We start from the raw sequence: 23,952 nt of genomic DNA, 5'->3' as shown, positions 1-23,952 counted from the left end.
GACAGGACCGGCCTCACTCGCCGCGACGGGCGTCGGTCGGTTCGTAGCGGGCGGCGAAGTCGAGGATGCGGGGGACGATGTCCTCCGGGATCGCGTGGAACAGGCCGTGGCCCTCGCCCGGGAAGACCACCACCTCACAGTGGGGCAGGTTCTCGCGCAGGCGCTGTTCGGCCAGGACCGGGTCGACCACCAGCGACTCGGCGCCGAGCATCACCAGGGTGGGGGTCGTGATGGTGGCCAGGCGCTCGTCGGTGAACAGCTTCGGATAGCCGATGGCGGGGTGGAAACCCAGGGCCGATTTGACGCCGTCGAATTCCGCGTCGCTGAGGGTGACACCGGGGTTGAGCCGGGCGTTCATCGCGCGCAGGTTCTTGTCGGTCGGGCGCGCGCCGACCCGGATCATCGTCCACAGCAGGCTCCACTTGATCTTGGTGAGAGTGCCGCTCGGCTCGATGACGGTCAGGCTGGCCAGCCTGCGCTGCTGGGTGGTGGCAGTGACCATCGCCTGCCAGGCGCCCTGCGAATAGCCGACCAGGTGCACCCGCTCGGCGCCGAGCCCGTCGAGCACCTCGCCCAGCCACGTACCGAACCCGGACTCGTCGATCGGGGCGGTCTGCACGCTGAGGCCGGGCGTGCCGATCATCTCGGGCAGGTGGACGACGTGCCCGCGCGCGATGTCCTCGATGACATGGTTCCAGGCCAGACTGTTGCCGCCCAGCGAGTGCAGCAGCACGATCGGAATCCCGGTGCCCGCCCCCGCGGTGCGCACCCGGGTGCTGCCGAAGGACGTGGGGATGTCGACCGTGGTCGACGGGACCGGCATCTCCTTTTCGAGTGCGCGGTAGGTGCGGAAGTACTCCTCGCGCGCCTTGTCGTTCTTGAATCGTCCGAGCTTGGCCATGACCACCCCTGAATCTCGTTGGTGATATGACCGTACCACATCAGTGATATGGGCGTACCATGAAGACCTCGACGGACGGGACAGCAAGGAGACAGCGGTGCCACGCTTGGCCGATCACGAAGAACGGCGCGCCGCCATCACCGGCGCGGCCCGGCGGGTCATCGCCCGGGGCGGCCTCGACGCGGCAACCTTCCAGTCCGTCGCCGCCGAAGCGGGGGTCTCGGTCCGGTCGGTGCAGTACTACTTCGGCACCAAGCGCGAGTTCCTGCTGGCCACCCATCGTGCGGTCGTCACCGATGCCGGCGCCCGGTTGCATCAGGCACTCGGCGAGCTCGGGCCCGGCGCGGGCCCGCGCGACATTGTCCGCACGGTGCTGCTCGGATTGCTGCCGCTCGACGAAGCCCGTCGCGAGAACACGATGATCCTGGGCATCTTCCACGCGGCAACCCTCACCGGCCCGCACCTCGAATCGGCGGACACCGCCGAGACGCCGACCTACATCATCGACGCGGTCGCGGCCCAGCTGCGCGCCCTACGCGGCCCCGACGCCGACGAGGCGACCCTGCGCGCCGATGCCGAGGTGATCCTACTGGCCGTCGCCGGACTGGCCCAGGGCATGCTCACCGACCAGGGCATGACCGAGCGCGCGACCGAGCTCGTCGACCACCTGCTCGACCGCGTGATGATCGGCTGAGCTACGACCACTCAGGCGCGGTCGTGCAGGGTGATCCGGTAGCCGTCGGGATCGGCGAAGGTGAATGTGCGGCCGAAGGGGCCGTCGATGGGCTCGGTGACGATGGCGTGCCCGTCGGCGGCGAGAGCGTCGTGGATGGCCTGGACCTCGGTGGCGTGCAGCCAGATCGCGGCGCCGATGCCGGGCTGGGCGGCGGAATCGAGATCGGTGCCGGGCACGAGGTCGCGCAGCGCGAAGGCGATGGGCTTCGTCTCGAAGACGACGGCGTGTGGCGGACCGGTCTGCGCGCGGACGAGACCGAGGTAGTGCTCGTAGAACGCCTGCGAGGCGGCGAGGTCGCGCGTTTGGAGCGAGATGAAGTCGGGGCCGGTGACGGGCATGGTGATCCTCCTCGTTACGTGTCAGCTTTCTGACACGAACCACGCTATGTCAGAATACTGACATGAGTCAAGAGGGTGTCGACCTGGAGACGTCGCTGGGCTACCTGCTGAAGGAGGCGTCGAGCGCGCTGCGCACCGCGATGGAGGAGGTACTGCGCCCGCTGGGCATGAGCGTGACGCACTATTCGTGCCTGGAACTGCTGTCGCAACGGCCGGGCTTGTCGAACTCCGAGCTGGCGCGGGGCGCGTTCGTGACGCGGCAGACCATGAACGTGCTGCTCCAGGCCCTGGAACGCGACGGCTTCGTGACCCGGCCCGCCGAGGCGCCGGTGGGCAAGGCATTGCCGACCCGGCTCACACCGAGCGGACGGCGGAGTCTCGAGCAGGCGTCGGCGGCGGTACGGTCCGTCGAGCGGCGCATGCTGGCCGGGATGACCGAGGCCGAGCAGGCGGACGCGTTGCGGGCACTGAAGAGCATGGTCGGTGCCCTGCGCGCGAGCGGCGGATAGCCGCCGAAACGTCGAGAGCCCGGGCGTGACGGCCCGGGCTCTCGGCGGAAGATCGCGCTACTTCTTGCGTTCCTTCTTCTCGCGCACACGCACCGAGATGCGCACCGGCGAGCCGTCGAAACCGAACTCCTCGCGCAGGCGCCGCTCCAGGAAGCGGCGGTAGCCCGCCTCCAGGAAACCGGTGGTGAACAGCACGAACGTCGGCGGACGGGTGCCTGCCTGGGTGGCGAACAGGACGCGGGGCTGGCGGCCACCGCGCATCGGCGGCGGGGTCGCCGCGATGACTTCCTTGAGCCAGGTGTTCAGACGGCCGGTGGAGACGCGCTTGTCCCAGGACTCGAGCGCGGTCTCCATCTGCGGCACCAGCTTCTGCACCGCGCGACCGGTGTGAGCGGAGATGTTGACCCGCTGGGCCCACGGCACCCGCACCAGATCGCGATCGATCTCGCGTTCCAGGATGTAGCGGCGGTCCTCGTCGACCAGATCCCACTTGTTGAACGCCAGCACCAGCGCCCGGCCGGACTCGGCGACCAGGCTGATCACCCGCAGGTCCTGCTCGGTGATCGGCACCGACGCGTCGATCAGCATGATCGCGACCTCGGAAGCCTCCAGCGCCGACTTGGTGCGCAGCGAGGCGTAGAACTCGGTCCCCGAGGCGTTGGACACCTTGCGGCGCAGACCGGCGGTGTCGACGAACTTCCACACCTTGCCGCCGAGCTCGACCAGCGAGTCGACCGGGTCGACCGTGGTCCCCGCGACATCGTGGACCACCGAACGCTCGTCGCCCGAGAGCTTGTTGAGCAGGCTGGACTTGCCGACATTGGGCTTGCCGACCAGCGCCACCCGCCGCGGACCGGCCACGCCGGTCCCCTCGCGCGGGGTCTCCGGCAGCGCGTTGAGCACATCGTCGAGCAGGTCGCCGGTGCCGCGGCCGTGCGAGGCCGAGACCATGCGCGGCTCACCCAGACCCAGCGACCACAGGCTGGCCGCCTCGAGTTCGACCTTCTGGTCGTCGACCTTGTTGGCCACCAGGATCACCGGGATCTTGGAGCGGCGCAGCTTGCGCACCGCGGCCTCGTCGGTCGCGGTGGCGCCGACGGTCGCGTCGACCACCAGCAGGATCGCGTCGGCGGTCTCCATGGCGACCTCGGCCTGGCGGGCCACATGCTGCTGCAGGCCCTTGGCGTCGGGCTCCCAGCCGCCGGTGTCCTGCACCAGGAAACGGCGCCCGGCCCAGCTGGCCTCGTAGGAGATGCGGTCGCGGGTGACGCCGGGGATGTCCTCCACGACGGCCTCACGGCGGCCGAGGATGCGGTTCACCAGGGTCGACTTGCCCACGTTCGGGCGGCCGACGACGGCGACGGTCGGCATGGCGAGCTGTTCGCCGTCCTCGTGCTCGCCTTCGAGATCGGCGATCTCCCAGTCGGTTTCATCGCTCCAGACGCCGTCTCCGGCCAGTACCTCTTCGTCGATCATCGCGACCTTCCTGTCGTGGCCGAAAGCTGCTGGGCCACCACGCGGTAGAGCTCGTCGATGGTCTGATCCATCGTCAGGTCGCTGGTGTCGACGAGCACCGCGTCGGCGGCGGGGCGCAGCGGCGACACCGTGCGGGTGGAGTCGAGGGTGTCGCGGCGCTGCACGTCGGCCAGCACGGCCGCGTAGTCGTCGCCGCGGCCCTCGCGGATGTTCTGGGCATTGCGCCGCTGGGCGCGCGCCTCCGCGGAGGCGGTGAGATAGATCTTGGCGTCGGCGCCGGTGAGCACCACGGTGCCGATGTCGCGGCCCTCGACCACGACCCGTCCGGCCACCGCGGCGATCTCGCGCTGCAGGGCGACGAGCTGCTCACGCACCTGCGCCACCGCCGAGACCGCCGAGACGGCCTTGGTCACCGCGTCGCCGCGGATCTCGGCCGAGACGTCCTCGCCGTCGAGCTCGATGACCTCGTGGCTGGGATCGGTGCCGATCGACAACGGCAGCGCGGCCACCGTGTCGGCGATCGCCACCGGGTCGGTCAGGTCGACACCCGCGCGCAGCACGCACAGGGTGGCGACCCGGTACATGGCGCCGGTGTCGAGGTAGCGGGCGTTCAGGCGCGCGGCCAGCCGGCGCGAAACGCTCGACTTGCCGGTGCCCGAGGGGCCGTCCATGGCGACCACGAGCGTGCCGTCACCGGTCATCCGGCCGCCGGTGAGTTCCACCGGCAGATCCACTCCGTTCACAGCTGCACCGCCTCGTAGAGTTTGCCGATCTCGTCGCGGCCGAGCACCCGCAGCGTGCCGGGACGCTGATCACCCAGCGCGACCGGGCCCAGGTGCGTGCGCACCAGGCGGACCACCGGGTGGCCGACCTCGTCGAGCAGCCTACGCACGATGTGCTTGCGGCCCTCGTGCAGCACGAGCTTGACCAGCGACCGGCCCTCGTGGGCCTCGAGCAGGACGAACTTGTCGACCTTGGCCGGGCCGTCCTCGAGCTCCACACCGTCGCGCAGGCGCTTGTTGACCAGGCGGTAGTTCACCTCGCCGTTGACGGTGGCCAGGTAGGTCTTGGGCACCTCGAAGGACGGGTGCATCAGCCGGTGCGCCATCTCGCCGTCGTTGGTGAGCAGCAGCAGGCCCTCGGTGTCGGCGTCGAGGCGGCCGACGTGGAACAGGCGCTGACCGGCGGCGATGCGCTCGGCCACGATATCGCCGACACACGGACGGCCGAGATCGTCGGACATGGTGGACTGCCAGCCCTTGGGCTTGTTCAGCACCAGGTGCACCAGTTCGTCGCGCACGACGACGCGGGTGCCGTCGACGCGCACGACCGCGTTCTGCGGGTCCACACGCAGACCCTGCTCGCGCACGATCCGGCCGTCGACCTCGACGCGCCCGGCGGCGATCATCTCCTCGGCCGCGCGGCGCGAGGCGACACCGGCCTTGGCGAGCACCTTCTGCAGGCGTTCGCCCTCGCCCCAGGGCAGCTTCTTCGGGCCCTCGGCGTTCTCGGCGTGCTGGTGGCGGGCCGGCTTGGCGTTGTTCAGGATGGTCGGCGCGACCACCTTGCGCTGCGGCTTCGCCGACTTCTTGCGGGCGGTCTGCGCCTGCGCGGTGGCGGGCCTGGCGGTCCCGCCGGCGCGGGGTGCGCCGCCGCGCTGACCGGCGCCACCGGTGCGGGGGTAGCCGCCACGCTCGGCGTCGTCGCGCTGGTAGCCACCGGTGGACCCGCCACGGCGGCCGCCGGACTCGTCACGCTGGTAGCCGCCGGTCGCGCCACGGCGAGGATTGTCACCGCGCTGGAAGCCACCCGCGCCGGTGCCGCGGCGGCCGGGGGCCTCCCCACGGGAGCCCGCCTGCCCGGTGCGCGCACTGCCGCCGCGGGTTCCCGCGGTCCGGTTCGCGCCACTTCGGGGCTGGTCGCTGCGTTTTCTTCGATCCGGTGTGCCATCTCGGCGAGCGGAATTATTCATCTGTCCTGTCAATCGTCGGTGCCGAGGTCCATGTCGGACTCGGCGGGTTTCTTCAGCCTGGTGAACCGGGGATCGGTCTCCAGGCTCTCGCTGATCTCGTCGATCAGATCGACGCCGGGAAGCAGCGGCGCCAGCGGGGGCAGGTCGCCCAGGGAGGCGAGCCCGATCCGTTCGAGGAACAACTCGGTGGTGCGGTAGAGCGTGCCGTTGGTCTCCGGGTCCTGACCCACTTCCGCGATCAAGCCCCTGGCCAGCAGCGTGCGCATCACTCCGTCGACGTTCACCCCGCGGACCGCGCTGACCCTGGTGCGAGTCACCGGCTGGCGGTAGGCCACCACCGCCAAGGTTTCCAAGGCGGCCCGGGTCAGTTTCGTCCGGGCCCCGTCGAGCAGCACACGCTCGACATAGGGCGCGTACTGCTGTCGAGTATAGAAGCGCCACCCGTCACCGACGAAACGCAGGTCGATCCCGCTGCCACGCGCGGACAACTCGGCCGACATCTCGCGCAGCACCGCCTCGACCCGCTCGGTGCTGTCGTCCAGGGCCGCTGCCAGCTGTTCTGCCGGGGCGGGCGCGTCGACGACGAGCAGCATGGCCTCGAGCGCCGCGCGCAGTTCGGCGTCGTCGAGCGGCTCGGAGGTGAATTCCACCACTGTCTCCGTCATCCGTAATCCTCCTCGAAGGTCAGCGCCGCCGCCTCGGCGTCGGGATCGAGCTCGCCGAGCCAGCTCACGGCCAGCGGGCCGAGCGGGTCGGGCTGGTCGAAGGCGATGGTCTTGCCACGGTAGAGCTCGAGCAGGGCCAGGAAGCGGGCGACGATCTCGACCGGGACCGTGCAGTCGGCGACGATCTCGGCGAAGGTAGTCCAGCCGCCCGGTCCGCGTTCCTTGAGCAGCGCCAGCACCAGCTCGGCCTGTTCAGCCACCGAGATGGTGTGCATGTGCAGATGCCCGAGCCCGACCTCGGCGACCGGACGGGGCCGGAAGGCGGCCGCCGCGATCTCGGCGAAGGCGGCGATGTCCACGCCGAGGGTCACCTCGGGCAGCAGGCCCTCGAACTGTTCCTCGAGCGCCACCGAGCGCGGGTAGCGGCGCAGGGCGGCGGCCTCCAGTTCACCCAGCAGCTCGGCGACCTGCTTGAACGCGCGGTATTGCAGCAGCCGGGCGAACAGCAGGTCGCGCGCGTCGAGCAGTTCCAGATCGTCGGCGTCGGTCATCTCCCCCGAGGGCAGCAGCCGGGCGGCCTTCAGATCGAGCAGGGTCGCCGCGACCACCAGGAACTCGGTGGTCTGGTCGAGAATCTTGTCCGCGCGCAGCTTGGTGTTCTCGGCCAGCTCGGCCGTGAGTGCCTTGGTGTAGGCGATGAATTCGTCGGTGACCTGGTGCAGCGCCACTTCGGTGACATCGAGTTTGCGCGAACTGATCAGCGTGAGCAGAAGATCGAACGGCCCCTCGAAGTTCTTCAACCGGAGGTGAAAGCCGGTCGGGGCAGGGTCTTCGGGTACTGCGGGTACCGCGGGTGAAGCGTCGATCACCGGCCCGACCGGTGGATGACTTCACGTGCCATGGCCCGATACGATTCCGCGCCCGCGGATTTCGGCGACCACGTGGTGATGGGTTCGCCGGCGACGCTGGCATCGGGGAAGCGCACGGTGCGCGAGATGGCGGTGTCGTAGACCAGGTCGCCGAACACCTCGACCACGCGCGACATCACCTGGCGCGAATGCAGCAGGCGCGCATCGAACATCGTGACCACGATGCCGTAGAGGCTCAGCCGCGGGTTGAGCCGGTCGCGCACCTTTTCCACGGTGTCGTTGAGCAGCGCGAGGCCGCGCAGCGAGAAGTACTCGCATTCCATCGGAATGATGACGCCGTCGGAGCAGGCCAGCGCGTTGACGGTGAGCAGGCCCAGCGAGGGCTGGCAGTCGATGAGGATGTAGTCGTAGCGGTCGCGCACCGACGCCAGTGCCCGGCCCAGCGACTGTTCGCGGCCGACCTCGTTGACCAGCTGGATCTCGGCCGCGGACAGGTCGATGTTGCTGGGTAAGAGATCCATGCCGTCGACCTTGGTGGTCTGCAGCACGTCGTCGACCTTGGCCTTGCCGCCGATGAGCAGGTTGTGCACGGTGAGATCGAGATCGTGGTGGGCCACGCCGAGACCGGCCGAGAGCGCACCCTGCGGATCCAGATCGACCAGCAGCACCCGGCGGCCGTATTCGGCCAGGGCCGCACCGAGATTGATGGTCGAGGTGGTCTTGCCGACCCCGCCCTTCTGGTTGCACATGGCCACCACGAGTGCGTCACCGTGACGCTGCACCCGTGGCGGTTCGGGCACCAGTCGCAGCGGGCGCCCGGTCGGCCCCATCTCGGCGACCTCGTCCGATCCACCGTCCCACGGTGTTTCCGCTGTCGTCACGATCCGCTGCTCCTTATACGTATTCCTGCCGGTAACCCCTGTCGAGGGTAGCGAGACCGATTCGGGCCCGGACTCGCTTTCGTACGGTCCAGCTCTGGGGGTAGACGCTACCGCTCGCACCGGTGAGGTACGGCATGGCAACGCCGGGCGTGTTCGCACGATACCCGCTGCGCGCCGAGCCGCGCCGGGGGTTCACCGCGCGCGCGGGTGCGCGGTGGCCCAGACCTCGCGCAGCGTGCTCACCGTCACCAGGGTGTAGATCTGGGTGGTGGTCACCGAGGCGTGGCCGAGCAGTTCCTGCACCACCCGCACGTCGGCGCCGCCGTCGAGCAGGTGGGTGGCGAAGGAATGGCGCAGGGTGTGCGGGGAGACCGCGGCGCCGATGCCCGCGCGGTCGGCCGCGGTCTGCAATACCTGCCAGGCGCTCTGGCGCGACAACCGGCCACCGCGCGCGTTGAGGAAAAGCGCTCCGGCCGAACCCTTTCCGCTCGCGGCCAGGCTCGGGCGGCCACGCACCAGGTAGGCGTCCACGGCGGCCAGAGCCGGCCTGCCGATCGGGACCAGCCGCTGCTTTCCGCCCTTGCCGCGCAGCACGACGCACCGTTGTTCGGCGTCGATGTCGTCCACATCGAGGCCGACCATCTCCGAGATACGCGCGCCGGTCGAGTACAGCAGTTCCAGCAGCGCCCGATCACGCAGTCCGCGCGGGCCGCCATCGGCTTCGCCCTCGCCGCCCGCGGCCTCCAGCAGGCGCAGAACCTGGTCGTAGGGCAGCGCTTTGGGCAGCCTGCGCCCTTGCGCGGGCGGTTTCACCGCGTGCGCCACATCGGTGTCGGTGATGCCCTCGGCGGCGGCGAAGCGATGCAGGCCACGCACCGCGATCAGCGCCCTGGCCACCGATCCCGCGGCCAGCGGCGGATGTTCGTCGCCGCCGGAGCGCAGGGCCATGGTGAATTCGGCGACATCGCCCTGCGCCACCGCGGCCAGGTTCGCGATGCCGCGGCGGTCGAGAAAAGCCTGGTAGCGGGATAGATCCCGGCGATAGGCGCCGAGAGTGTTGCGGGCGACACCGCGTTCGACCGTCAGATGGTCGAGGTAGGCGTCGATTTCACGCGCGAGCACGGCGGAGGCCCGGTCGGTCCCCGTCGGTCGCGGCGGCAGGAATCCCTGTCGCGCCGCGATCCGACGTCGTGCTCACGCGTCGCTGCCGGACGCCGTCGCGCGGGCCTCGTCGGCCTTGCGCCGCAGGAAGGCCCTCGGCTGACCCGGCCACGGCGCGTCGGCCGGGCGCAACGGCACCCCGCTCGCCTGCGCCGCCGCGTACGCCAGCACCCCGGCCACGGCCGTCGCGTTCACGATCTCCCCGGCCAGCGCGGCCCGCACGGCCTCGGCCACCGGCATCCGCACGGTTTCCAGGTCGGCTTCCTCGTGTTCGGGATCGGGCCGCTCGGTCGGGGTGAGACCGGTCGCGACGAACACCCGCAGCGCCTCGTCGGTGAACCCCGGCGAGAGCGCCACGTCCACCAGCACCGACCATTCGGCCGCGGCCAGGCCCGTCTCCTCGGCCAGCTCGCGCTCGGCCGCGGTGAGCGGGTCCTCGCCGTCGATGTCGAGCAACCCGGCGGGCAGCTCGAGCAGCCGGGTACCGATCGGATGCCGGTACTGGCGGATCAGCACGATCTCGCCCTCGTCGTCGAGGGCGAGCACCGCGACGGCCCCGTGATGCTCGATGACCTCGCGCTCGGCGATCCGCCCACCGGGCATCGCGACCTGATCCTGGCGCAGAGCCAGGATCGCACCGCTGTAGAGCACCCGGCTCGACACCGTCTCGAACTCGTGACTACCGGGTGCGCTCATGACCTCGACTCCCTCAGAGTTCCGCGGCCTGCTCCGCGAGCTCTTCCTCGGGAAAGTCTACGGGAAGGCGTTCGGCCAGTTTGTATTTCAATGCCGCGTTGATCAGCGCCGCGAACAGCGGGTGCGGGCGGGTCGGGCGGCTCTTGAGCTCCGGATGCGCCTGGGTGGCGACGAAGAACGGGTGCACCGAGGCCGGGTACTCCACGAACTCCACCAGGTGCCCGTCGGGCGAGGTACCCGAGAACACCAGACCGCTCTTGGCGATGGCGTCACGGTAGGCGTTGTTCACCTCGAACCGGTGCCGGTGCCGCTCGGAGACCTGCTCGGAACCGTAGGCCTGCGCGACCACCGAACCCTTCTGCAAGGTGGCCGGGTAGGCGCCCAGTCGCATGGTGCCGCCCAGATCGGCCTCACCGGCGACGACGTCTTCCTGATCGGCCATGGTCGAGATGACCGGGTTCTTCGTCTCGGGCTCGAACTCGGCCGAATTGGCGTCCTCGATACCCACCGAACGCGCCGCCTCGATCACCACACACTGCAGACCCAGGCACAGACCCAGCAGCGGGATGCCACGATGACGGGCATAGCGGATCGCGCCGAGCTTGCCCTCGATACCGCGGATACCGAACCCGCCGGGGATCAGCACGGCGTCGACGTCCCGCAGCGCGGCCTGCGCACCGGCTTCGGTCTCGCACTCGTCGGAGGGCACCCAGCGGATGTTCACCTTGGACCGGTGCGCGAAGCCACCGGCGCGCAGCGCCTCGGTCACCGACAGGTAGGCGTCGGGCAGGTCGACATACTTGCCGACCAGCGCCACCTCGACGGTCTCGCGCGGGGAGTGCACCCGATCGAGCAGGTCACCCCACACGGCCCAGTCCACATCGCGGAACGGCAGGCCGAGCTTGCGCACCACATAGGCGTCGAGGCCCTCGCTGTGCAGCACCTTCGGGATGTCGTAGATCGACGGCGCGTCGGGGGTGGAGATGCAGGCCTCCACGTCGACGTCGCACATCAGCGCGATCTTGTTCTTGAGACCCTGCGGCACCTCACGGTCGCAGCGCAGGATCAGCGCGTCGGGCTGGATACCGATATTGCGCAGCGCCGCGACCGAATGCTGCGTCGGCTTGGTCTTGAGCTCACCCGAGGGCGCCAGATACGGCACCAGCGAGACGTGCAGGAAGAACACATTGTCGCGACCCACGTCGTGACGGATCTGGCGCGCCGCCTCGAGGAACGGCTGCGACTCGATGTCACCGACGGTGCCACCGATCTCGGTGATCACCACATCCGGCACATGACCCTGCAGATCCGGACCCTGCATCGCCATGATGCGGTTCTTGATCTCGTCGGTGATGTGCGGGATCACCTGAACCGTGTCGCCCAGGTACTCACCGCGGCGCTCCTTGGCGATCACCGTCGAGTAGATCTGACCGGTGGTCACGTTCGCGTCCTTGGTCAGGTCGCGATCGAGGAAACGCTCGTAGTGGCCGACATCGAGGTCGGTCTCGGCGCCGTCCTCGGTGACGAAGACCTCGCCGTGCTGGAACGGGTTCATGGTGCCCGGATCGACGTTCAGATACGGGTCGAGCTTCTGCATCGTCACCCGCATACCGCGCGCGGTCAGCAACTGACCGAGGCTGGAGGCGGTGAGACCCTTACCCAAAGAGGAGGCGACGCCACCGCTCACGAAGATGTGCTTGGTGGCATTTCGAGCCTGATTCCGTGTTTGACCCACGGAACTCCAGCCTAGCAGTACCGCCTCCCCGCGAATTCAGCGTGCCGTTTTCGAGGGGGCGTGTCGGGCGTCGGCCCGGCGGTGAGGGGGTGCCGGAGTTCTGGGCGTACCCGGCGAGTTACCCATGTCCGTGCGTGATCAGTCGGTGCGTTTCGACCGTGGAATCGGGGGTCAGCGGGGCATGGCGACGAGGGTGAACGATGTCGCTGTCGGGGTGGTGCCGTAGCGGCCCGCGCCGCCGGTGAGTTGTTCGGTGAAGGCGAGAGCGGTTGTCACGCGGCCGATTTCGCGGTCGGCATTGTCGACGGTGGTGACCGCGGTGGACAGCGGGGCCTGGGCGCGGACGAAGGCGATGGCGCCGTTGTTCTCGGCGGCGCCGGCCCGGCCCGCCAGGACGGTGCCCGCGGCGCGGGCGCGGACCGCGCCGGTGAACCGGGCGATAGTCGCGCCCTGGCCGGTGTCGGAAACAACACCATTGCCGGTGACGACGACGGCCAGTTGCGCGGGTCGCACCGGAGTGTCGCGGTAGGCGAGGAAGCCGCCGCCGCGCAGGGTCTCCAGGGCGAGTGCGAGTTCCTGGGGTGTGCTGCGGGGCTGGTTCGTGGCCGGATCGAGCAGCAGGGTCAGGCCGAGCAGGTCACCCGCCATGCTGCCCTGGTCGACGGCGCCGGTCTGCAGCTGGGCGCCCGCGGGGACGATGTTCGTCAGCGCCGAGCGCATCCGGTCGCCCTCCCCCGCGTCGGTGAAGGCCTCGGTGAGCGCGATCCGGCCGGTGACCGCGGCGCCCGCGGTCTCGAGCGAGCGGCTCACGCCGTCGATGTCGGCGGGATCGGCGTCCGGAGTGCTGAACACCACGACGCTGCGGTCGGCCAGGGTGCCACCGAGGATGCGTTCCGCCGCGCCGGCGACGAACTTGTCGGCGGTGTCGAGGCGGGCGGTGAGCTGCTCGTCGCGCGCGGTCAGCGCGTCCACCTGCCCGCGCAGGTCACTGCGATCCGAGCGCAACCCCGACAGCATGTCCGCGGCCAGGGTCTGGGAACCGAGGATCACCCCGATCGCCAGCGCGAGGAAGATCGCCGCGATCGAGATGGCGTGCTGACGCAGCGAGATCACCGCAGACCCCGCACCCACAGCACGAAACGGTCCCAGTACGCGATCGCCCAGTCCAGCACCTGGGAGCCGTTGTGCGAGGCCAGGATCACCACCACGATCGCCACCAGCGCGGCCAGCACCACCAGCGCCAGCGCGGCCCCGGAGGAACGCTGCCGGTACAGCGTCGCGACGGCATTGGCGTCCACCAGCTTCGCGCCGACCTTGAGCCGGGTCAGGAAGGTGGCCGGATTGCTGTCGCGGCGACCGCGGTCGAAGAAGTCCTCCAGCGAGGCGGGCGCCCCGGCCAGCACGATCAGCGAGGCGCCGTGATGATCGGCCAGCATCAGCGCCAGATCGGCCGGGGAACCCGAGGACGGGAAGGTGGTGGCGCCGATGCCGAGATCCTGGATGCGCTCCAGACCCCTGGCATGCCCGTCGGTATCGGCGGGCAGGATCATCTCGGCGCCGCAGCGCAGCGTCTCGGTGCTGATCTCGTCGGGCTCGCCGACGATCAGGTCCGGCGTGTACTTCAGCGTGCGCAGGGTGTCGGCGCCGCGGCCGACGCCGATCAGGATCGGCGCGTACTCCTTGATGAACGGCTTGAGCCGCTGGAGCTCCTCACGATGACCCGGCCCGTCGGCGATCACCACGACATGCCTGCCGCGCAGCTCGAGCTCGATGTCGGGCACCCCGATACCGTCGATGAGCAGCGCGCTCTCGGTGCGGACGAACTCGGTGGTGTTGCCCGCGAAGGCGTCGAGGTGATCGGCCAGGCCGTTGCGCGCCTCGATCATCCGGTCCGCGATGGCCGACTCGTCGAACTCGATGCCCTCCACGAGGACCTCGGGTTCCTTCTTGGTCAGCTTGTCGGCGTAGACGATTCCGGCGTCGATCCGGATCCTGGTGCCGTCCTTGATCTTGCCGAAGGCATCGGAGGACACGGTGTCCATGAGCACGATCCCGTTGGCCACCAGCACTTCCGGACCCAGGTTCGGATAGCGTCCCGAGATCGACGGCGAGGTGTTGATCACCGCGACCACCCCGGCTTCGACCAGCCGGTCGGCGGTGTGGCGGTCCAGATCGGTCTCGTCGAGGACGACCACGTCCCCCGGACCGACCCGCCGCAACAGTCGCCGGGTATCGCGATCCACCCGGGCGATCCCGGTGACACCGGGCAGCGTTTCCGTGTTCCTCGACAACAGCGCCGGCATCCTCATGGCCCGATGATGGGCGCAAACCCTCAACCTGTGGTGGAGGCGCGCCGAGTCAGTCCTGCGCGCGCAACGCCGCGGCTACCTCCAGCGAGGTCGCGTGCAGCCGCCCGAACAGGTCGAGAACCAGCTCGAGCTGTTCGTCGGAGTAGTCGTCGAGCGCGGCCGCGAAACGGCGCGCGAGCAGCTCGTAGTGCGGGGCGATCTCGTCGATCTTCGCCGGAATCGCGCTCACGATCACCCGGCGCCGGTCCGCGACATCGTGTTCGCGGCGCACATAACCCGCCGCGAGCAACCGATCGACCATCTTCGTCACCGCGCCGGTCGACAGCGCGGTCTGCGCCGCGAGCTCCCCCGCGGTGGCCGGACCGCCCAGGCGCAGCATGTTCAGGCACCGCAGATCGGTGACGTGCAGACCGAGCTTGTCCGCGACCGCCTGGTGCAGCATCACCCCGTCCGTCGCGCTGCGCTGTGCCGCCACCGTCAGCGCGGCCGCGAGTTCACCCCTCTTGCCGGACATCCCTTGACACCTTCCGCAGCTTCCGCAATTATCTTCCTCAGTAAGAATATTACCCACGCAGATACTTACCGAATCGAATTCTGACTGTTCGATCCTAGTTTCCGGGAGCCCCGATGACCGAACCCCATGCCGACGAGCGGGCCGTGCGCGCGCTGTTCGCCGCCAACACCGCCGCCTGGGACGCGGGCGACGCCCGCGCCTTCGCCGCGACCTTCACCGAGGACGCCGAGTACGTCACCTGGTTCGGCCGCCACTACGCCGGCCGCGACGCCATCGAGTCCTCGCACGCCGCGCTGTTCACCTCGTACCTGAAGGGCAGCCGCCTCGACGGCGAGATCACCCGGCTGCGGTTCCTGACCCCCGATGTGGCCGTGGTCGACGGCCGGGGCGCGCTGCTCAAAGGCAAGAGCAGGCGCAACCGGCGCAACACCAAGGACTATGTGTACGTCGCGGTGCGCCGCGAGGGAACCTGGCGCTTCGCCACCTTCCACAACACCAAGTTCCACTGGTTCTTCGACGCCATGGCGGCCAGATCGGAACGCGTCCGATAGGTACCCGTATGCTGCGGGTCACAGACATCTCGGACAGGAGACATCCATGCCCCGCAGCACCGTCGAGACGGTTTTCGACGCCCCTCGCGATATCGTCTACCGCCTTTTCACCGAGCGTGAGAGCGTCAGCCCGTACCTGCCGGTCAACGTGAAGCTGGTCAAGCAGGGCGACCCGGCCACCGGGGTCGGCGCCCAGCACACCCTCGGCCTCGGCAAGGTCGCCGTCACCGAGGAGATCACCGCGCTGGTTCCCGGTGAGCGGATGGAGTACAAGATCGTCAAGGGCGCCCCGGTCAAGCGCCACGTCGGCACCGTGACCTTCGCCGACACCAGCTCCGGCGGCACCCGCGTGGTCTACACCATGGAGTCCGAGCCGTCGCTGCCCGTGCCCGCCCCGGTGCTCGAGTTCGGTCTGCGCCAGCTCACCAACCAGCTGCTCGGCGGCGTCCGCAAAGCCCTGAAGTGAGCCTCGGGGCCGCCCGCACCCAGTCGCGGGCGGCCTCGGTTCAGGCCGGAGTCCGCTCCGCCCTGGCGGTCTCGAGCAGTTCCTCCGCGTGCGCGCGGCCGGTCTCGGTGTCGTCGAGACCCGCCAGCATGCGGGCCAGTTCGACCACGCGTTCCTCGTCGGTGAGCGTACGAACGCCGCTGTCCACCTTGCCTTTTCCGTCGTCGGACTTGTTGACGACGAGATGGGTGTCGGCGAAGGCCGCCACCTGCGGCAGGTGGGTCACCACGATCACCTGATGGGTGCGGGCCAGCCGCGCCAGCCGCTTACCGATCTCCACCGCCGCCCGGCCACCGACACCGGCGTCGACCTCGTCGAAGACCATCGTCGCCCCGTGATCGGACCCGGCCAGCACCACTTCCAGCGCCAGCATCACCCGCGAGAGCTCACCGCCGGAGGCGCTCTTGCTCAGCGGCAGCGACTGCGCGCCCGAATGCGCCGAGAGCCGGAACTCCACCTCGTCGACGCCGGTCGCGCCCGCGTGCAGCGCGACACCGTCGACCTCGAGCGGCGCGGAATCCTGTGCCCCCGCGGGCATCGGCCGGACCTGTACTTCCAGGCGCGCCTTGCCCATCGCCAGCCCACCCAGCTCGGTACTCACCGCCGTGGCCAGCTTGCCCGCCGCCTTCGCGCGCGCGGCACTGAGCTTGCGGGCGGTCTCGCGTACCTTGCCCGCGGCGGTCTCCACCTCACCGGCCAGCTTGGCGAGCGCGTCCTCGGACACGTCGAGCGAGTCCAGACGCGCGCGCGATTCGTCGGCCCAGGCGAGCACGCCGTCGATGTCGGGCGCGTACTTGCGGGTCAGCGACTTCAGTTCGGCCTGGCGGGTGAGCATCGAGTCCAGCGCGCCCGGATCCGACGGCAGCTCGGACAGATAGCCGCTGATCTCGGTGGTCACGTCGACGACCACGGCGATCGCCTCGCCCAGCCGGGGCGCGAGCGCGGTCAGCGCGGGGTCGTCGGCCGAATCCAGCCGGGCCCTGGCGCCACCGAGCAGGTCGAGGACTCCCCCGCCGTCAACGGGTTCGTCTCCCGGCCCGGACAGGGCCTCGTGCGCGGCGACCGCCGCTTCCCGCAACGAGTCCAGGTCGCTGAGCCTGCGGATCTCGGCGACGAGACGTTCGTCCTCGCCGGGTTCGGGCGCGATGCCGTCGATCTCGGCGAGCGAATGCTTGAGCCGGTCGGCCTCGAGCGCCAGTTCGCGGCTGCGCGCGGTGCGTTCGAGCAGTTCGGCGCGCGCGTCCAGCCAGGTCCGGCGGTGCACCTGGTACTTGCGCAGCAGCCCGGCGACACCGTCACCGGCGAACTGGTCCAGCGCGGCGAGCTGCTGTTCGGGACGCTGCAGGCGCAACTGATCGTTCTGGCCGTGCACGGTCAGCAGCCGCGAGGTGAACTCCCCGAGCACCGCCGCGGGCACGCCGCGACCGCCCAGGTGCGCGCGCGAGCGCCCGTCGCTGTTGACGGTGCGCACCGCGATCACGCTGCCGTCCTCGTCGGCCTCGGCGGCCGCCGATTCCAGCACCTCGTGCACCGCGGCGCGGGCCGCCTCGTTGACGTCGTCGACCACGAACCGGCCCTCGACCACCGCCTTGGCCGCGCCCAGGCGCACCCGGCCCGCGTCCGCGCGCGCACCGCTGAGCAGGTGCAGGCTGGTGACCACCATCGTCTTGCCCGCGCCGGTCTCACCGGTGAGCACGGTCAGTCCCGCGTGGAACTGCGCGGTGGCCGTCGAGATGACGCCGAGTCCGTCAATTCTGATCTCGGTCAGCATCGGTGTCCTTTCTGCCCCGCCAGCCCGTCACCGGCAGCTGGAACTTGCGCACCATCCGGTCGGCGAAGGGCGCGGAATCCAGCCGCACCCAGCGCACCGGCCGGGCGCCACGCACCACTTCGACCCGCCCGCCACGCGGCAGGCCCAGCGTGCGCCTGCCGTCGAGGAACACGATCGCGTCGTGCCCGGTCGCCACGGCCTCCACCGCGATATGCGATTCCGGGCTGATCACCAGCGGCCGCGCGAACAGCGCGTGCGCGTTGCTGGGAATCACCAGCATCGCCTCGAGCTCCGGCCACACCACCGGCCCGCCCGCCGAGAACGCGTAGGCGGTGGATCCGGTGGGTGTCGAGACGAGCACGCCGTCGCAGCCGAACGACGACACCGGCCTGCCGTCCACCTCGAGCACCACCTCGAGCACGCCCATGCGCTGGGCGTTCTCGATGCTGGCCTCGTTGAGCGCCCAGCCGCGTTCGGCCACCACGTCCTCGACCCGGACGGTGACGTCGATGGTCATCCGGTCCTCGATGCGATAGTCCCGGTCGACCACCTGCGCGAGCGCCTCGTCGAGATGTTCGGCCTCGGCCTCGGTGAGGAATCCGATGCGTCCCAGATTGATTCCGAGCACCGGAACCCCGCTGGGCCTGCCGAGTTCGGCGGCGCGCAGGAACGTGCCGTCACCGCCGAGGGCCAGCACCATCTCGCAACCCAGGGCGGCCGACGGGCTGTGCGGCACCACCCGCACCGGATAACCGGCGGGTTCGTCTTCGAAGCGGGTGCTGTCGGCCTCGTCGGCCAGTACCCGCAGGCAGATCCCGGCCGCGGCGAAGATCTTGGCCACCCGGTGGGCGGTCTCGATGATCTCCGCGCGGCCCGGATGGGCGACGAGCAGGATCTCCCGGTCGCCGGCGTGCGTGCTCACTGCGGACCCTCCTCGACAGCCTTCGCGACCAGCGCGGCCACCTGCTCGGCGTCGTAGTCGAACGGGCCGACCTTGCGCAGCCACAGGAAGTACTCCACATTGCCCGACGGCCCCGGCAGCGGGCTCGCGACCACGCCCTCGGTCCGCAGCCCCAGCGCGGCGGCCGCGGCGGCGACATCGGTCACGACCTCGGCGCGCAGCGCCGGATCACGCACCACCCCGCCCGCGCCGACCCGCTCCTTACCGACCTCGAACTGCGGCTTCACCATCGGCAGCAGATCGGCACCGTCGGCGGCGCAGGCCGCCAGCGCGGGCAGCACCAGGCCCAGCGAGATGAACGACAGGTCGCCCACCACCAATTCGACTGTGCCACCGATGATCTCGGGGGTGATGTTGCGCACGTTGGTGCGGTCGTACACCTGCACCCGGTCGTCGTTCTGCAACCGCCAGATCAGCTGGCCGTAGCCCACGTCGACGGCCGCCACCTCCCGCGCGCCGCGCTCGAGCAGCACATCGGTGAACCCGCCGGTCGACGCTCCCGCGTCCAGGCACCGCTTCCCGGCGGCGCTCACCCCTTGCGGTTCGAACGCCTCGAGCGCGCCGAGCAGCTTGTGCGCGCCGCGCGAGGCCCACGACACCTCGTCGGGTTCCTCCCGCACGATCAGCGGGGTGTTGGCCTCCACGGCCGTCGCCGGTTTCACGGCGACGGTTCCGGCTATCAGGACGCGGCCCGCGCCGATCAGTTCGACCGCGTGTTCCCGCGATCGCGCCAATCCGCGGCGAACCAGTTCGGCGTCCACACGCGCTCGCCTGGCCACCTCAGATCTTGTCCACTGTCGCCAGGGCGTCCACCAGCACCTCGTGCGCCTGTTCGAGGATGCGCGCGCGGCGGGTGATGTCGGCCCCGGTCTCGACGTTCTCCGCGGGGCCCGACGTGGGCCGGGGTCCGAGTTCGGCGAGCAGCGCGTCGACCTCGGACCTGATCCGGTTCGGGTCGGCCGGTTCCTGGCCCGCCAGATGACTGCCCGGCACGGGGATGCCGGGTCGGGGTGGCTGCGACGCGCCGGTCGGCGGTGAACTCGGAGTACTCATCGTGGGGTCAACGCTATCGGATTTCCGGATCGGCTGCGCGCACCCGTACGGCCCGGCCGGGGTGCTGTCGCAACAGCTCCGCGACCTCGGCGGGCGCGACCGGCTCCTGGAGCGGCTCGGTATTGAGCGCGTCCAGCGATCCGGCGATATAGCCGGGGATCCGGGCCGGTGGCGCGGTACACACGTCGGCGAGGGTGCTGACGCCGGTGAGCACCAGCAGCGAGTCGAGCCCGAGTTCGTTGGCGCCTTCGATATCGGTGTCGAGCCGGTCGCCCACCACCAGCGGCTCGCGCGCGTTCGAGCGGGCCAGCGCGTCGCGCATGAGCGGCGCGAACGGTTTGCCCGCGACCAGCGGTTCCCGGTCGGTGGCGGCGCGCAGGGCGGCCACCATCGCGCCGTTGCCCGGGGCCAGACCGCGCTCGTTGGGCAGAGTGCGGTCGGCGTTGGTGGCGATCCAGAGCGCGCCGTCGCGCAGCGCGTAGGCGGCTTCGGCCAGGTCGGGCCACGCCGTCGTCGGCGAATGCCCCTGGACGACGGCGGCGGGCGGCGTGTCACCGAAACGGCGCACCGGGATCAGTCCCACCGCCTTGACCTCCGCGGCCAGGTCCTCGGTGCCCACCACGAGCACCTGGGCGCCCTGCTCGAGCCGTTGTGCGAGCATGCCCGCCGCGGCCTGGGCACTGGTCACCACATCGTCGGCCGTGGCCGGATACCCCAGCTCCGCCAGATGGCCCGCGACCTGGCCGGGACCACGGGAGGCGTTGTTGGTGACATAGATCAGCCGCTGGGCCGAATTCCCGTCCGGGACGAGCGCTTCGGGCGCACCGTCGATCACCTCGGGCCCGCGGTACAGCGTGCCGTCCAGATCGAGCAGCAGAGCGTCATATCGATCGCGTAGCCGGTTCACACACCCTCACTCCGTCGTCGCTGCCGGGCCGAGTACGTCTGCGACCCTAGGCGAGGCCACCGACAGGTTCCGGCTCGCGCCGCCGTCGAATCGCCCTCGCCCTCTTCATGATCGAGCATGGCTCGACGATCGGTGCCGGGTGTGCGAGGTTCGGTCGCCCGGGGTGACCCACTTCACCCCCGCGCCACCACAGACACCGGAATACGGCAGCGGCCGCAGTTCGGGGCCGGGTGCTCCGGGTGCCGAACTGCGGCCGGTGACCGTGTGTGTGTGTGTGGTCAGGCGCCGCCGGTGAGTTCCGCGGCGCGCTCCTCGGCATCGGTTTCGCCGTCCTCGTCCGCCGCGGCGGCATTGAGGAACCACTGCAGGCCGTCCTCGGTGCGACCGGCGGCCACCAGGGCGTCGGCGTAGGCGTAGAACAGCCGGGCCGCGGCGGAGCCGGTGCGAGCGGGGTCCAGATCCGGGGTCTGCAAGGTGACCACGGCCTGGTCGAACTGTCCCAGGTCCATGCGCGCGCCGGCGACCACGATGCGCAGCTCGGTGGCCTCGTCACCGCTGAGCCGCTGGGCTTCCTCGCTGCGACCGAGCTCGATCGCCCGCTCCGGACGGCCCAGACCGCGCTCGCAGTCGGCCATCACGGCCAGCAGCCCGGACCCACCCGACATGCGTCGCGCGGTCCGCAGCTCCGAGAGCGCCTCGGCCCACTCCTCGGCGTGATAGGCCACCACACCGGCGGTCTCGCGCACCACCGCGATTCGGCCCGCGCGCTGCCGCGCGGCCCGCGCGTGGGCCAGCGCCAGGCGCGGGTCGTCCTCGAGCAGCTCGACGGCCATCACCATGTGCCGGGCGACGGTCTCGGCGTTGTTCTTGTCCAGGCTCAGCAGATCGCGGCGCACGGCCGGATCCAGATCCGAGGCCTGCACGTCCTCGGGCAGATCGGGCTCGTCCGGACGCGCGTTGCGCCGGTCGGTCGGCCTGCCACCAGTGGTGCGGGCGCCTTCGCCGCCACGACGGCGGTCCTCGCGGTCGTAACCGGCCGAACGCGAATCGTCGTCACGGTCGTAGCCGCCACGGCGGTCATCCGCCGAGCGTCCGCGGGCGCCACGGTCGTCGTCGGCGCGGTCGTCGGTCGCCGCGGACCTGCGATCGCTTCGGTCGTCGTCGGCGGAGTCCCGAGCATCGTCCGCACGAACGGCGCGATCGTCCGCCGAGTTCTCACCGCGGCCTTCGGATGCTGCGTTCTGTTCGCCGTCCGTGCGCTCGGCCCGGTCTCCGGCCGAGCTGTCGGCCCGAGAGTCGGCGCCGTCCTCATCGACCTGTCCGGTCCGGTTGCCGGCCGAGCGATCGGCCTCATCGGAGACCCGATCGTCGTCCGATCCCCGATCGCTCAGGGAGGCGGAGTCGCCTTCGGACTGCACAGTGGACGCGGTCTGGTCATCGGCATCGCCGGTGGCCGATACGGCATCGGCGGTGGGCTGGTCCGCGTCGGCGGCGCTCGACATCACGCCGAGCACATCACCTTCGCGTTCACGCCGCTTCTCCCGGTAGGTGCCGTTCAGCGGAGCGCCGTCCTCACCGACGTACTCGGTCCGGTCCGCGTCACCGCCACGCTTGAACCCGCCGCGCGGGTTCTCGTCACGCCGCTGGTACCCGCCGGACTTCTCGCCGCGCTTGAACCCACCACGATCGGACCCGCCGCGCGAACGATCGTCGTCGCCCCGCTTCTGGTACCCGCCGCGGTCGCTGTCGCGCTTCTGGTACCCGCCACGGTCGCCTTCGTCGCGACGCTGGTAGCCACCGCGCGAACGATCGTCGCCTTCGTTGCGGCGGAAACCACCACGGTCGGAACCACCGCGCGAATCGTCGCCACCACGGCGGAACCCGCCCTGACCCGAGCTGCCGCGGTCGGAGCTGCCCCGCGAGCGGTCGTCGTCACGACGGAAGCCGCCACCCGAGCCACCGCGATCACCTGAACCACCGCGACCCTGGTAGCCGCCGCGCGAATCGTCACGGCGGAAACCGCCGCGCTCGTCATCGCGCTTCTGGTACCCGCCACGGTCACTGTCGCGCTTCTGGTAGCCGCCGCGCTCGTCATCGCGCTTCTGATAGCCGCCACGGTCGCCGTCGTCGCGGCGCTGGTAGCCGCCACGCGAACGATCGTCACCCTCGCTGCGACGGAAACCGCCACGGTCCGAACCGCCGCGCGAATCATCGCCGCCGCGGCGGAACCCACCGCGGTCCGAGGCACCACGGTCGGAGCTGCCACGCGAGCGGTCGTCGTCACGACGGAAGCCACCACGATCACCGGAGCCACCTCGGCCCTGGTAACCGCCGCGGTCTCCGCTGTCACGGCGGAAACCGCCGCGATCGTCGTCCCGCTTCTGATAGCCGCCGCGGTCACTGTCGCGCTTCTGATAGCCGCCGCGCTCGTCATCGCGTTTCTGATAGCCGCCACGGTCGCCTTCGTCGCGGCGCTGGTAGCCGCCGCGCGAACGATCGTCGCCTTCGTTGCGGCGGAAACCGCCACGGTCGGAACCACCGCGCGAATCATCACGCCGGAAACCACCGCGATCGGAGCTGCCACGCGAGCGGTCGTCGTCACGACGGAAGCCGCCACCCGAGCCACCGCGGCCCTGGTAGCCACCGCGCGAATCGTCGCCGCCACGGCGGGATCCACCGCGCTCGTCATCGCGCTTCTGATACCCACCGCGGTCGCCTTCGTCGCGCCGCTGGTAGCCACCACCGCGGGGACGGTCGTCGTCGCTGCGGCGGAAACCGCCACGGTCGTTGGAGCCGCCGCGTCCCTGGTATCCACCGCGGTCGGAGCCGCCGCGATTGTCGTCGTTGCGGCGGAAGCCGCCGCCTTCGCCGCGCCCGGCGCCGCGGTTGTCACCGTGGCCGCCTCGGGGGCGATCGGTCGGTTCGCCGCGCCGGCCGAAACCGCGGGCGTCTCCGTCCCGGCGGAAAGGCTTCCGTCCGTCGTTGTGTTCCGACACGGCGATCCCTTTCTAGATTCCCCGCCTCCGGGGAGATGTCGTGGTGCCCCGCCTGAAGAATTCAACCACGGGCGGAGGACGGGGCATCGTCCGCGTGGCAGATCGGGCCCCGTTCGAGACCCGGAAACGCCGATAGGGGACCCAGATCTGGGTCCCCTATCGCGAAAGATGTTCCGGCGGTGTCCTACTCTCCCACACCCTGTCGAGTGCAGTACCATCGGCGCAGGTGGCCTTAGCTTCCGGGTTCGGAATGGGACCGGGCGTTTCCCCACCGCTATAACCGCCGTAACACTATGAAACTAGACAGCGCTCCCCACCCAGAGTTACCCCTGGCGGGTGTGCTGCAGTGTCTGTTGTTTCAGATACCGCACAGTGGACGCGTAACACCTTCGTAGTAAGCCCTCGGCCTATTAGTACCAGTCACCTACACACATTACTGTGCTTCC

24 protein-coding genes and 1 rRNA gene are annotated in these 23,952 nt (G+C 70.2%); 4 read left to right on the top strand and 21 right to left on the bottom strand.

All coding sequences use genetic code 11. The annotated features are described in order from the left end of the window. Positions 1-13: 13 nt before the first annotated feature. On the bottom strand, positions 14-901 hold the full coding sequence (locus tag ACFC06_RS00125; protein ID WP_375925773.1) for an alpha/beta fold hydrolase: 888 nt from the start codon (positions 899-901) through the stop codon (positions 14-16). Between the two features lie 97 nt (positions 902-998). On the opposite strand from ACFC06_RS00125, the gene ACFC06_RS00120 reads away from it, so the two are divergent. Then, positions 999-1,595 carry a TetR/AcrR family transcriptional regulator gene (locus ACFC06_RS00120; RefSeq protein WP_375925770.1) on the top strand — a complete coding sequence of 199 codons (597 nt, stop codon included), beginning with the start codon at positions 999-1,001 and terminating at the stop codon, positions 1,593-1,595. 11 nt (positions 1,596-1,606) lie between these two features. Here ACFC06_RS00120 and ACFC06_RS00115 read toward each other — a convergent pair whose 3' ends face one another. Continuing rightward, positions 1,607-1,975, bottom strand: a complete 369-nt coding sequence (locus ACFC06_RS00115; protein WP_375925767.1) for a VOC family protein — start codon at positions 1,973-1,975, stop codon at positions 1,607-1,609. Between the two features lie 62 nt (positions 1,976-2,037). Here ACFC06_RS00115 and ACFC06_RS00110 point away from each other — a divergent pair, with 62 nt between their 5' ends. Beyond that, the gene (locus tag ACFC06_RS00110; RefSeq protein ID WP_375925764.1) at positions 2,038-2,484 is read left to right on the top strand and encodes a MarR family winged helix-turn-helix transcriptional regulator; all 447 of its coding nucleotides are present in this window, start codon (positions 2,038-2,040) and stop codon (positions 2,482-2,484) included. 57 nt (positions 2,485-2,541) lie between these two features. Here the strand turns inward: ACFC06_RS00110 and der are convergent, their stop codons facing one another. The 12 genes from der to ACFC06_RS00050 all read right to left on the bottom strand — a co-directional run bounded on the left by der (position 2,542) and on the right by ACFC06_RS00050 (position 14,762). Then, complete coding sequence (gene der, locus ACFC06_RS00105) at positions 2,542-3,960, bottom strand: ribosome biogenesis GTPase Der (protein WP_375925761.1); 1,419 nt, start codon at positions 3,958-3,960, stop codon at positions 2,542-2,544. Further along, positions 3,957-4,661 carry a (d)CMP kinase gene (gene cmk / locus ACFC06_RS00100; protein WP_375935097.1) on the bottom strand — a complete coding sequence of 235 codons (705 nt, stop codon included), beginning with the start codon at positions 4,659-4,661 and terminating at the stop codon, positions 3,957-3,959. The genes der and cmk overlap by 4 nt, the downstream gene beginning before the upstream one ends. A gap of 38 nt (positions 4,662-4,699) precedes the next feature. Continuing rightward, the gene (locus ACFC06_RS00095) at positions 4,700-5,932 is read right to left on the bottom strand and encodes a pseudouridine synthase (RefSeq protein ID WP_375925758.1); all 1,233 of its coding nucleotides are present in this window, start codon (positions 5,930-5,932) and stop codon (positions 4,700-4,702) included. 8 nt (positions 5,933-5,940) lie between these two features. After that, positions 5,941-6,597, bottom strand: a complete 657-nt coding sequence (scpB, locus tag ACFC06_RS00090; protein ID WP_375925756.1) for an SMC-Scp complex subunit ScpB — start codon at positions 6,595-6,597, stop codon at positions 5,941-5,943. Continuing rightward, positions 6,594-7,466 carry a segregation and condensation protein A gene (locus ACFC06_RS00085; protein WP_375925753.1) on the bottom strand — a complete coding sequence of 291 codons (873 nt, stop codon included), beginning with the start codon at positions 7,464-7,466 and terminating at the stop codon, positions 6,594-6,596. The genes scpB and ACFC06_RS00085 overlap by 4 nt, the downstream gene beginning before the upstream one ends. Beyond that, positions 7,463-8,296 carry a ParA family protein gene (locus ACFC06_RS00080; protein WP_375935094.1) on the bottom strand — a complete coding sequence of 278 codons (834 nt, stop codon included), beginning with the start codon at positions 8,294-8,296 and terminating at the stop codon, positions 7,463-7,465. The genes ACFC06_RS00085 and ACFC06_RS00080 overlap by 4 nt, the downstream gene beginning before the upstream one ends. 243 nt (positions 8,297-8,539) lie before the next feature. Then, complete coding sequence (xerD, locus tag ACFC06_RS00075; protein ID WP_375925750.1) at positions 8,540-9,469, bottom strand: site-specific tyrosine recombinase XerD; 930 nt, start codon at positions 9,467-9,469, stop codon at positions 8,540-8,542. Positions 9,470-9,541: 72 nt separating this feature from the next. Beyond that, on the bottom strand, positions 9,542-10,204 hold the full coding sequence (locus ACFC06_RS00070; RefSeq protein WP_375925747.1) for an NUDIX domain-containing protein: 663 nt from the start codon (positions 10,202-10,204) through the stop codon (positions 9,542-9,544). 13 nt (positions 10,205-10,217) lie between these two features. Then, the gene (locus ACFC06_RS00065; RefSeq protein ID WP_375925744.1) at positions 10,218-11,939 is read right to left on the bottom strand and encodes a CTP synthase; all 1,722 of its coding nucleotides are present in this window, start codon (positions 11,937-11,939) and stop codon (positions 10,218-10,220) included. A gap of 171 nt (positions 11,940-12,110) precedes the next feature. Next, a complete protein-coding gene (locus ACFC06_RS00060; protein WP_375935091.1) occupies positions 12,111-13,052 on the bottom strand; it encodes a copper transporter in 942 nt (313 codons plus the stop codon). Then, the gene (steA, locus tag ACFC06_RS00055) at positions 13,049-14,248 is read right to left on the bottom strand and encodes a putative cytokinetic ring protein SteA (RefSeq protein WP_375925741.1); all 1,200 of its coding nucleotides are present in this window, start codon (positions 14,246-14,248) and stop codon (positions 13,049-13,051) included. The genes ACFC06_RS00060 and steA overlap by 4 nt, the downstream gene beginning before the upstream one ends. Positions 14,249-14,297: 49 nt before the next feature. Beyond that, entirely contained in the window at positions 14,298-14,762 is a 465-nt protein-coding gene (locus ACFC06_RS00050; protein WP_375925738.1) for a MarR family winged helix-turn-helix transcriptional regulator, read from the bottom strand. Between the two features lie 113 nt (positions 14,763-14,875). Here ACFC06_RS00050 and ACFC06_RS00045 point away from each other — a divergent pair, with 113 nt between their 5' ends. After that, positions 14,876-15,313, top strand: a complete 438-nt coding sequence (locus ACFC06_RS00045) for an SgcJ/EcaC family oxidoreductase (RefSeq protein WP_375925735.1) — start codon at positions 14,876-14,878, stop codon at positions 15,311-15,313. A gap of 46 nt (positions 15,314-15,359) precedes the next feature. Further along, the gene (locus tag ACFC06_RS00040; RefSeq protein ID WP_375925732.1) at positions 15,360-15,779 is read left to right on the top strand and encodes an SRPBCC family protein; all 420 of its coding nucleotides are present in this window, start codon (positions 15,360-15,362) and stop codon (positions 15,777-15,779) included. A gap of 40 nt (positions 15,780-15,819) precedes the next feature. Here ACFC06_RS00040 and recN read toward each other — a convergent pair whose 3' ends face one another. The 7 genes from recN to rrf form a co-directional block, all read right to left on the bottom strand. Beyond that, a complete protein-coding gene (gene recN / locus ACFC06_RS00035) occupies positions 15,820-17,589 on the bottom strand; it encodes a DNA repair protein RecN (protein ID WP_375925729.1) in 1,770 nt (589 codons plus the stop codon). Further along, a complete protein-coding gene (locus ACFC06_RS00030; RefSeq protein WP_375925727.1) occupies positions 17,567-18,511 on the bottom strand; it encodes an NAD kinase in 945 nt (314 codons plus the stop codon). Before ACFC06_RS00030 ends, recN begins: the two co-directional genes overlap by 23 nt. Then, positions 18,508-19,329 carry a TlyA family RNA methyltransferase gene (locus ACFC06_RS00025; protein WP_375925724.1) on the bottom strand — a complete coding sequence of 274 codons (822 nt, stop codon included), beginning with the start codon at positions 19,327-19,329 and terminating at the stop codon, positions 18,508-18,510. Before ACFC06_RS00025 ends, ACFC06_RS00030 begins: the two co-directional genes overlap by 4 nt. 1 nt (position 19,330) lies before the next feature. Continuing rightward, entirely contained in the window at positions 19,331-19,603 is a 273-nt protein-coding gene (locus ACFC06_RS00020) for a hypothetical protein (protein WP_375925722.1), read from the bottom strand. 13 nt (positions 19,604-19,616) lie between these two features. Beyond that, positions 19,617-20,510: an HAD-IIA family hydrolase gene (locus tag ACFC06_RS00015; protein WP_375925719.1), complete on the bottom strand. Its 894-nt coding sequence runs from the start codon at positions 20,508-20,510 to the stop codon at positions 19,617-19,619. Positions 20,511-20,788: 278 nt separating this feature from the next. After that, on the bottom strand, positions 20,789-21,901 hold the full coding sequence (locus ACFC06_RS00010) for a hypothetical protein (RefSeq protein WP_375935088.1): 1,113 nt from the start codon (positions 21,899-21,901) through the stop codon (positions 20,789-20,791). 1,776 nt (positions 21,902-23,677) lie between these two features. After that, positions 23,678-23,794 (bottom strand): 5S ribosomal RNA (gene rrf, locus ACFC06_RS00005). Positions 23,795-23,952: the final 158 nt, after the last annotated feature.

The organism is Nocardia sp. NPDC056064 (assembly GCF_042266925.1).
Lineage (GTDB): Bacteria > Actinomycetota > Actinomycetes > Mycobacteriales > Mycobacteriaceae > Nocardia.
The sequence above is the reverse complement of the archived record's forward strand: the minus strand, read 5'-3'. Positions and strand labels throughout refer to the sequence as shown.